General features: G+C 61.5%; 11 protein-coding genes. 5 read left to right on the top strand and 6 right to left on the bottom strand.

Features of this window, described 5'->3' with window-relative positions; translation table 11 throughout:
- Positions 1 to 110: 110 nt before the first annotated feature.
- Complete coding sequence (locus ACQ4W7_RS21605; protein ID WP_436533275.1) at positions 111 to 515, bottom strand: MerR family transcriptional regulator; 405 nt, start codon at positions 513 to 515, stop codon at positions 111 to 113.
- Between the two features lie 699 nt (positions 516 to 1,214).
- Between ACQ4W7_RS21605 and ACQ4W7_RS21610 the strand changes: the two genes are divergently transcribed.
- Positions 1,215 to 1,622 carry a hypothetical protein gene (locus ACQ4W7_RS21610; protein ID WP_034753756.1) on the top strand — a complete coding sequence of 136 codons (408 nt, stop codon included), beginning with the start codon at positions 1,215 to 1,217 and terminating at the stop codon, positions 1,620 to 1,622.
- A gap of 89 nt (positions 1,623 to 1,711) precedes the next feature.
- Entirely contained in the window at positions 1,712 to 2,038 is a 327-nt protein-coding gene (locus tag ACQ4W7_RS21615) for a hypothetical protein (protein ID WP_426074011.1), read from the top strand.
- A 132-nt stretch (positions 2,039 to 2,170) separates the two neighbouring features.
- Here the strand turns inward: ACQ4W7_RS21615 and ACQ4W7_RS21620 are convergent, their stop codons facing one another.
- The 5 genes from ACQ4W7_RS21620 to ACQ4W7_RS21640 form a co-directional block, all read right to left on the bottom strand.
- The gene (locus tag ACQ4W7_RS21620) at positions 2,171 to 2,785 is read right to left on the bottom strand and encodes a UbiX family flavin prenyltransferase (protein ID WP_426073989.1); all 615 of its coding nucleotides are present in this window, start codon (positions 2,783 to 2,785) and stop codon (positions 2,171 to 2,173) included.
- On the bottom strand, positions 2,778 to 3,089 hold the full coding sequence (gene grxD / locus ACQ4W7_RS21625) for a Grx4 family monothiol glutaredoxin (protein WP_116742780.1): 312 nt from the start codon (positions 3,087 to 3,089) through the stop codon (positions 2,778 to 2,780). The genes ACQ4W7_RS21620 and grxD overlap by 8 nt, the downstream gene beginning before the upstream one ends.
- Before the next feature lie 73 nt (positions 3,090 to 3,162).
- On the bottom strand, positions 3,163 to 3,666 hold the full coding sequence (locus ACQ4W7_RS21630) for a GNAT family N-acetyltransferase (protein WP_436533139.1): 504 nt from the start codon (positions 3,664 to 3,666) through the stop codon (positions 3,163 to 3,165).
- A gap of 18 nt (positions 3,667 to 3,684) precedes the next feature.
- On the bottom strand, positions 3,685 to 6,033 hold the full coding sequence (locus ACQ4W7_RS21635) for a Tex family protein (RefSeq protein ID WP_436533141.1): 2,349 nt from the start codon (positions 6,031 to 6,033) through the stop codon (positions 3,685 to 3,687).
- A gap of 92 nt (positions 6,034 to 6,125) precedes the next feature.
- Positions 6,126 to 6,512, bottom strand: a complete 387-nt coding sequence (locus ACQ4W7_RS21640; protein WP_436533143.1) for a hypothetical protein — start codon at positions 6,510 to 6,512, stop codon at positions 6,126 to 6,128.
- Between the two features lie 247 nt (positions 6,513 to 6,759).
- On the opposite strand from ACQ4W7_RS21640, the gene ACQ4W7_RS21645 reads away from it, so the two are divergent.
- From ACQ4W7_RS21645 to ACQ4W7_RS21655, 3 genes are read left to right on the top strand one after another with little or no spacing between them, the layout of a single operon-like run.
- Positions 6,760 to 7,425, top strand: a complete 666-nt coding sequence (locus ACQ4W7_RS21645) for a secretin and TonB N-terminal domain-containing protein (protein ID WP_436533145.1) — start codon at positions 6,760 to 6,762, stop codon at positions 7,423 to 7,425.
- Between the two features lie 2 nt (positions 7,426 to 7,427).
- Positions 7,428 to 7,985 (top strand): RNA polymerase sigma factor, encoded by a 558-nt coding sequence (locus ACQ4W7_RS21650; RefSeq protein WP_071074977.1) that lies wholly within the window; start codon positions 7,428 to 7,430, stop codon positions 7,983 to 7,985.
- Complete coding sequence (locus ACQ4W7_RS21655; RefSeq protein ID WP_436533147.1) at positions 7,978 to 8,925, top strand: FecR family protein; 948 nt, start codon at positions 7,978 to 7,980, stop codon at positions 8,923 to 8,925. The genes ACQ4W7_RS21650 and ACQ4W7_RS21655 overlap by 8 nt, the downstream gene beginning before the upstream one ends.
- Positions 8,926 to 9,061: the final 136 nt, after the last annotated feature.

The raw sequence follows: 9,061 nt of genomic DNA on the forward strand, positions 1-9,061 counted from the left end.
GTTTACGTAAACGTAAAGCGAGGCGCGTAAAGTGGGGCACGTAAAGTGAGGCGTGTAAAGCGATGCGTATAAAGCGATGTGGGGGCGGCCAGTGTCTGCCGCGTGGCCACTCAGCTTGTTGACACCTTGTCCATGTTCAAGTCTGCCAGCATGCGCGCGCACGCGTCTTCATGCGCGCTGATTTCCGCCAGCGCCATTTCGATATCGATGCGCTGCTGCTCCAGCGTCTGCCGGTGCTGCGCCAGCACGCCCAGGAAACGGTCCATTTGCGCGCGCGTGTCCTTCGGCGACTCGTACATGTCGACCAGGCTCTTGATCTCCGACAGCGCCAGGCCCAGGCGCTTGCCGCGCAGGGTCAGTTTCAGGCGGGTGCGGTCGCGCGGCGTGTAGACGCGGCTGCGCCCGCCGGCGCCTTCGCGCTTCGGGCTGAGCAAGCCCTGGTCTTCATAGAAACGGATGGCGCGCGCCGTGATGTCGAATTCCCGCGCCAGTTCGGTAATGGTATAGGTCGTCATTGCTGCGGGCGGTGTCGGTTGCATGGGTGATCGGTCGATAGATGGGTACTGCGAGGCAGGCGGGTGGCAACGTCAATGTCAATACTATTGTAGCGTGCCCTGTCCGTGCTGCAACAAAGAAAAAAGAGGGTGCGCACAAGCAATTTGGCGAATAAGACAACAGTTACTGAAAATAAATTGATTCTTCTTGTGCAAACACGCTTAAGATCGAGAGTTGGTGGCCAAGATGACACCAAAAAGAGCTTTCCTGGCATAACGGCGACATTCTTTTCGCTGCGATGGCAGTAAAATTTTTGAGCGCAGATTCTTTCCAGTAGGACGATCAAAAAACAACGTTTGACGATGAGCACCTTGTTTAGATTATTTCTATATTGGAAATAGAATGGCCCTTCTGAAAACTTTGTCTACAAGAAATTGTATGACATGGCCATTGCGCGTATCGGTAGAGGTGGGCATTATCCGATACCGTACGTTGTAATGCCAAACCGAGGCTTTGAATCGTGCTGCAGTGCGAAAATCAAGGCTAACCGCGAATTTGAACCGGAGCCACACAGAATCACAAGAGAAAATTCGGCCATATTTTTACCCGAAAAGGCCGGCCGGAGTGTTAATTGTTAATTGATACTTTTTTCAAATGTAACAATCTGTATGGTCATTCAAGAAACTGACTTTCATGTTACAACATGAAATAGTACACCTATGAATTCTTCTAACGAACGCGAAAGCTTCAGCCAACGACTTCAGTTGGCTCTCAAAAACGCCCATTACTCTCCAGACAGCCCGACCAGACTGGCCCGCGAATTCAACATCCGTTTCGACGGACGCCCGATTACCGTGCATGCAGCTAGGAAATGGTTGGTAGGCGAAGCAATTCCCACGCAAGAGAAATTGCGCATGATTGCCCAATGGTTGGGCGTTCCGGCGGAATGGTTGCGTTTTGGCGGCCCGGAAAGCGCTACGCCGAATGGCGAAGCGGGCAGCGCTTTATCGCGTTTTGAGTCCGCCGATGTGAAATTAATTGCCGATTTGCAAAGATTAGATGAACATCATCGTCAAATCGCGCGAGAATTTATTCGCATGCTGGTCAGAGTCAACTACCAAAAGTAAGCATTCAGGCCCTCCCCGGCCGGCGCCGTCCGCCTTTCGCTGACGGTGCTCTTCCTGTCCTTTTATTTGCGCAGCGTCATACTGGAGACATGATTTTGCCGCACAATAAGATCTCGCATGTTGCGCTGCAGCGGAATTATTTGACAATAATCCCGTACGCAGCGGCGCAGCGGCCAATACCAGCGCATAATCACATCAGAAGTAGCCAGTTCATCCACTACGGAGCCGAGCATTTGAGCCGTCTTATGAAAAGTAACTACAGCAATACCGCGCAGCTGAAGGACTTGATGACCGTGCCCCCTATGACTGCCGCGCAACATGCGGAAGTGATGCGCAAACGGATCGCCCACCGCAGGATGGTTGAAGAAGCCAGGGATTTGAAACAGGCCAGTGCCCACCAATTCGACAAACGATGATGGATGCCTGAGCTAAGCTACTGCGCGTCGCGCTTTGCGGCCGGCGATGCTCACCGTGCTAGAGCACGGTTGCGCTTCTCGGCCACAAATCACTGCCGCTCGCTACGCTTTTGTCAGACATCGTGACGCCAACTATAGGATAGGGGTGTCGCCAAAGGACTTAAGACCATTCCACCGCGGCGCCAGGCCGTGCTCGATGCCGAGCAGGTCGATGACGCGTGCCACCGTATGGTCGACCATCTCTGCGATGCTGTGCGGGTGGTGATAAAAGCTGGGGAGTGGCGGAAAGATGATGCCGCCCATTTCGGTCACGGCTGTCATATTGCGCAGATGTGCCAGGTTGAATGGCGTTTCGCGTACCATCAAAATCAGGCGCCGGCGCTCCTTGAGCACCACATCGGCGGCCCGCGTAATCAAATTGTCCGACAAGCCATGCGCCACGGCCGCCAGGGTCTTCATCGAGCACGGCGCGACGACCATGCCATCCGATTGAAACGAGCCGCTGGCGATACTCGCGCCGATATCGCGTAGCTTGTGCACCACGTGCGCCTGCGCTTCGATTTCCTTGCGCCCTACGCCCGTTTCCTGGTGCAGGGTCAGTACGGCCGCATCCGACAAGACCAGATGCGTCTCGACGCCGGGGACGGCGACGAGCAATTGCAGCAGCCGCAAGCCATACACGGCGCCCGTGGCGCCCGTGATGGCCACCACAATACGGCGCGGCCGCGCAAGCTGGCTATCAGGCATCGATCAGGGACTTCAGTTCGCCCGATTCAAACATTTCATTCATGATGTCGGAACCACCGATGAACTCGCCTTTGACATACAGCTGCGGAATGGTGGGCCAGTTCGAGTAATCCTTGATGCCCTGGCGCACTTCCGGGTCGTCCAGCACGTTGACGGTGGCGATGTTTTCCACGCCGCACGCTTTCAGGATCTGAATGGCGCGGCCGGAAAAGCCGCACTGCGGGAACTGGGCCGTGCCCTTCATGAACAGCACGACTGGCGTGCTTGTCACGGTTTCTTTGATCCAGGTTTGTACGTCGCTCATAGCTGCCTCTGATGGGTAAATAAATAGATGCCGTCATTTTATAAGAAAACGACGGCACGGGTATGCGCTCAAGTCATAAATCGGGCAAGTCAGCCACGTTGATGCTCGTTGCTACTGATAATTGCTTGCCCAGGCAGATCGATTGCGCCGCGCCCACGTATTTACCCCAAGCAATGACGGCTGCATAGCCGTGTTTGGCATAAAACGCCACCGCGCGGCTATTTGCCACGCGGGTGGACAGGTGCACGGCCTGGTAGCCATGCTGGTGCGCCTGCGCCTCCACATGGGCCAGCAGGGCCGCGCCCACGCCAGCGGCGCCGGGACGCGCATACATGCGCTTGAGTTCTGCCGTGGGACTGTCCGGCTCGCCCAGCGGCCGCAGGGCGGCGCAACCCAGCAGGTTTCCAGCAACGTCGCTGGCCAGGTAAAAGCCGCCGCGCGGCGTTGCCGCCTCGACATTGAAGGAGGAACGGCCGCTGTCACCATTCAGGCGCAGCAGTACGTCCGCCAATTCGTCGAGCAGCAACTGCGCCCCGGCACTGGCGGCGTTCACCGCCAGGATGACGATAGCTGCCACGCTGCGCCTGGCGGTTGCTTAACCGCGCAGCTTGGCGAACGCGGCGGCCATGCTGCCGGCCGGCTCTGGCGCATTGCGCGACTGCGACTGGTGCTGCGCCATGCTACGGCGGTCGTTGCGGTCGCCCTTTTGCTCGGGCTTGCTGCCCGCTTGTGGCGCGCTGTCCGTCAGGCGCATGGTCAGCGCGATGCGCTTGCGCTTTTCATCGACTTCCAGCACCTTCACGCGCACGACTTGCCCAGCCTTCACCACCGTGTGCGGGTCTTTCACAAACGTGTTCGACAGGGCCGAGATGTGCACAAGGCCATCCTGGTGCACGCCGATATCGACGAAGGCGCCAAAAGCGGCCACGTTGGTGACGACGCCCTCGAGGATCATGTCCGGGCGCAAGTCGCGGATTTCTTCCACGCCTTCCTTGAAGGTGGCGGTGGTGAACTCCGGACGCGGATCGCGGCCCGGCTTTTCCAGTTCCTTCAAAATGTCGGAAATGGTCGGCACGCCAAACGTTTCATCCGCATACTTTGCGGGGCTGAGGGTTTTCAGCAAGGCGGTCTCGCCGATGACGGCCTTGATGTCCTTCTTGATGTCGGCCAAAATCTTTTCCACCAGCGGGTACGATTCCGGGTGGACGGCCGAGGCGTCCAGCGGATTCTCGCCGCCCATCACGCGCAAGAAGCCGGCCGCCTGTTCGAACGTTTTATCGCCCAGGCGCGGCACGGCTTTTAGCGCCGCGCGCGAAGTGAATGCGCCCTTCAAGTCGCGGTAGCTGACGATGCTTTGCGCCACGCTGGCCGACAGGCCGGAGACGCGTGCCAGCAGCGGCGCCGAGGCCGTGTTGACGTCCACGCCGACGGCGTTCACGCAATCTTCCACCACCGCATCGAGCGAGCGGGCCAGCTGGCTTTGGCTCACGTCATGCTGGTACTGGCCCACGCCGATCGATTTCGGGTCAATCTTGACCAGTTCGGCCAGCGGGTCTTGCAGGCGGCGCGCGATCGACACTGCGCCGCGCAGCGACACATCCATGTCCGGCAACTCTTTCGAGGCGAATTCGGACGCCGAATACACCGACGCGCCCGCTTCCGAGACGACGATCTTCGTCATTTTCGCTTCCGGGTGCTGCTTGATCAGGTCCTGTGCCAGCTTGTCGGTCTCGCGCGAGGCGGTGCCGTTGCCAATCGAAATCAAGGACACATTGTGCTTGGCGGCCAGGCGGCCCAGCGTATGCAGGGAGCCATCCCAGTCATTCTTCGGTTGGTGCGGGTAAATCACGGCCGTGTCGACGACTTTGCCGGTGGCATCGACCACTGCCACCTTCACGCCCGTGCGCAAGCCAGGATCGAGACCCATGGTGGCGCGCTGGCCGGCCGGCGCGGCCAGCAGCAGCGCTTTCAAATTGGTGGCGAAGACGTTGATGGCGTCGAGTTCCGAGCGTTCGCGCAGCGCGCCCATCAGTTCCGTTTCCAGGTGCATAAAGCTTTTCACGCGCCAGGTCCAGCGCGCCGTATCAAGCAACCACTTGTCGGCCGGACGGCCGAGGCTCTTGATGCCGAAGCGGGCGGCGATGCGGCCTTCGCACGGGTTGTGCGGCGCATCCCATTTCGGTTTTTCCGCTTCCGTGTCCAGGCGCAGGGTGACGTCGAGCATGCCTTCGCGGCGGCCGCGCAGCAGGGCCAGCGCGCGGTGCGAGGGGACTGTGGAAATGGTTTCCGAGTATGCGAAATAATCGGCGAATTTTTCGCCTTCGTCCTGTTTGCCTTCCACCACTTTCGATTCGACGATGCCGTGTTCCTGCACGTATTCGCGCAAGGTGTGCAGCAGGGTCGCGTCTTCGGCAAAGCGCTCCATCAAAATCTGGCGCGCACCGTCGAGGGCCGCCTTGGTGTCAAGCACGCCCGGGTTGTTGCCGTCGGCACTCGTAAACGCGTCGCGCAGGAACTTGCCCGCTTCCATTTCCGGCGTCAGTTCCGGATTGTTGAGTAAACCGTCGGCCAGCGGCATCAAGCCCGCTTCGATGGCGATCTGCGCTTTCGTGCGGCGCTTTTGCTTGTACGGCAGATACAAATCTTCCAGGCGCGTCTTGTCTTCCGCATGCATGACGGCATCGAGCAGCTCGGGCGTCATCTTGTTCTGCTCCGTGATCGAGGCCACGATGGCCGCGCGCCGCTCTTCCAGTTCGCGCAGGTAGCGCAAGCGCTCTTCGAGCAGGCGCAGCTGGATATCGTCGAGGCCGCCGGTCGCTTCCTTGCGGTAACGGGCGATAAAGGGCACGGTGGCGCCTTCGTCGAGCAGTTCGATGGCGGCGGCAACCTGCACCGGTTTGGCGGCAAGTTCAAGGGCAAGACGATGTTCGATAGTGGGCAGCATGGTTGTTTCCAGAGCGATCAAGCCTGGAATGATACGCAATCGGCGCGATTGCGCAATCTTGACAGCGCAAATGGACTGTGCGTTGACAACAGCTAACGGGGTGGCAGCAGCGGGGGCGGCAGCAGCGGGCTGGCGGGCGGCGGCGGTGCCGGCCTCTGCGGCGTGACGGATTTGCCAAAGGCATTGCCCATGCGGTGTTCGAGGGCGGCGCGGTTGTACAGGCCCAGCTGGTTCGACGGACGCTGCACGGTCGCTTCCGCGCCGGACAGGGTGGGCGGCGGCCGGATCACGGTATTGCTGCTAGGTAATAATTTTTCGTTCAAGCAAGATATGGATTGGGATTGCGCGCGCTTGCCCTGTACTTCCACCTCCACGCAGCCCTTTTCCGGCGCGGCGGCCTTGACGACGACGGTGTGCTCGTCCGCCTGCGCGGGCAGGGTGGCACAGGCCAACAGCAACAGCGATAACAGGCGCGCCATGGCGGCTCCCGGAGCGGTGGATGAAGCGCTCAGCATAGCAAGGCCATGTGTCGTAGCGATGACACAGGCCAGACGCCATGTCATGCAGTTGTCATTTTATGAAGCTACCATCTTGCCATTCTGCAGACAAGCTTGCAGTCAAGACACTTCATGAGCAGGATCTCGTTGCTTCCCCTGGAAAATGACACAAAGCCACCGCCGCGCCGCAAGGGGCAATGCCCTGTCCGCCTGCTTGCTGATGACATTCATGACCTTGATGACATTCGTGCGGCCGGCTGCCAGTGCGGACGGTGCTGATGCGGCCGCGCGCACGACCCTGCGCTTCGACTTGCCCGCCCAGCCGCTCGACGCGGCGCTGGTGGCGTTTGGCGAAGTGACCGGGTATTCCGTGCTGGTCAGCAGTCAACTGGCGGCGGGGCGCGTGGCCTCGCCCGTGCGCGGCGACTACACGCCGGCCGAGGCGCTGCAGCGTTTGCTGGTCGGTACGCAATTGGGCGCGCGCTTCAGCGGCAGCAATGCATTCACTTTGCTGGCGCTGGCCGATGCCCCCGTGGCGCCGGCGCCTGTACCGGCCGAGGCTGCCCCTGCCGTACCGCCCTTGCTAGCCTATGCGGCTATCCTGCAGCGCTCGCTCACGCGCGCCCTGTGCCGTTTGCATCCTGACGCCTTCGGCCGCTACCGCCTGGCCTTCCAGCTATGGCTCGATGAACGGGGCAAGGTACGTGCCGTGCACGTACTCGAACCGAGCGGCGTGGCGCAGCGTGACCGCGCCGTGCTGCAGCGCCTGGGCAGCCTGCTGATGGATGGCGCGCCACCGGCGGGCTTGCCGCAGCCGCTGACGATTTTACTGACGCCGCGGCCCGATCCGGATGCCGATTGCGCACCGTATCTGCACCTGGCCGGGGCGCCCTGAGCATGTCGGAATTACTCAAAACCACCTTGCGCAAGTTGTTCCTGGAACGCTATGGACAGTTTCGCCGCCACCTGCAGCGCCGCCTGGGCTCGGAAGACCTGGCCAATGACGCGCTGCATGAAACGTATTTGCGGGTGGAGCGGATGAACGCGCCCGAGGCGATCAGCTATCCGTCCGCCTACCTGATGCGCATCGCCATCAACATTGCGGAAGATCAACGCCGCGACAATGCGCGGCTGCTCAGCCTGCCGGATATCGATGACCTGTACGAGATGGCCGATGAATTGGCCGACCCGGCCCGCACCTTCAGCGCGCGCGCCGAACTGGAAGAATTGGAGCGGGCCTTGCAGGAGTTGCCGAAACGCCGGCGCGCCATCGTCATCGCCGCCCGCGTCGATCAATTGCCGCACCGCGACATCGCCGAGCGCTTCGGCATTTCCGCCCGCACGGTGGAGAAGGAATTGCGCGCCGGCCTGGAACATTGCTGCGAACGCATGGGACGTGATTTCATCCAGCGCTTCGGTCCCGGCGCGGGAAAAACGTCTAAACATCATGACTGAACAAGCGGAAGACGACATGGGTGTCATCCAGAAGGAAGCGCAGGCGTGGGTCGTGCGGCTGGCCTCGGGCCAGGTCAGCGAGCGCGATGCGCAAGTGTTTCGCCATTGGTGTGCGCGCAGCCGCAAGCATGCCAACGCGTTTGCCGAGGCGCGCGCCGTGTGGGGCGCCATGGCGCCGGCGGCACGCGCCGTCAAGCGGGCGCAGCGCCCGGTGAGCACGGCGCGGCGCGCCTGGCTGGGCGGTGCCGTGGCGGCCTCGCTGGGGCTGCTGGTGCTGCGCCCGCCGACGGACCTGTGGCCGGCCGTGGCGGGCCTGGGCGCCGACTATGCCACCGGCACGGGCGAGCAGCGCGCAGTGGCGCTCGATGGCGGCGTGCTGGTGCAGATGAATACGCAGACGCGCCTCGACGCGGCGCCCCTGCAGGACGGCGCCGCGTCGCTGGTGCTGCTAGCCGGCGAGGCGGAATTCCAGGCCGGCTTGCGCGGTGCGGCGCGCGTGCGCGTGCAAGCGGGCGACGGCACGGTGTCGGCCGGCAGCGCGCGCTTCAATATCCGCCTGTTTGGCCAGGAAGTGTGCGTGACGTGCCTGGCTGGCCGCTTGCGCGTGGCGCAGGCTGGCAACGATGCGGAACTGGCCGCCGGCCAGCAGCTGCGCTACCGGCCCGAGCATTTCGGCATCGCGCATGCGGTGGCAAGGGGCGACGTCAGCGCGTGGCGCCAGCGGCTGCTGGTGTTCAAGCAAAGCACGCTGGCCGAGGTGGTGGACGAAGTGAACCGCTATCGTCCCGGCAAGCTGATCCTCAATGGCGACGCCTTGAAACTCACGCGCGTGCAAGCCAGCTTTTCGCTCGACCGTCTCGACGACGTCATCGCCCTGATTCAGGATGCGTATGGCGCGCGCGTGACGCGTTTGCCGGGCGGCATCGTGCTGTTCGGCTGAGCCCCGCCTTGGCGCGCCAAGGCGGGGCGCCAATTATGACATTTTGATGACCTTTTGCAGTCCCGGACCTTGTTCCCTGTCAATGCTGCTGTAAGCCGCGAATCAGTGCCTGCCGCCCGCCCCGTGCGTGCCGCGC

This window comes from Janthinobacterium algoris (genome assembly GCF_051380935.1).
Taxonomy (GTDB): domain Bacteria; phylum Pseudomonadota; class Gammaproteobacteria; order Burkholderiales; family Burkholderiaceae_D; genus Janthinobacterium.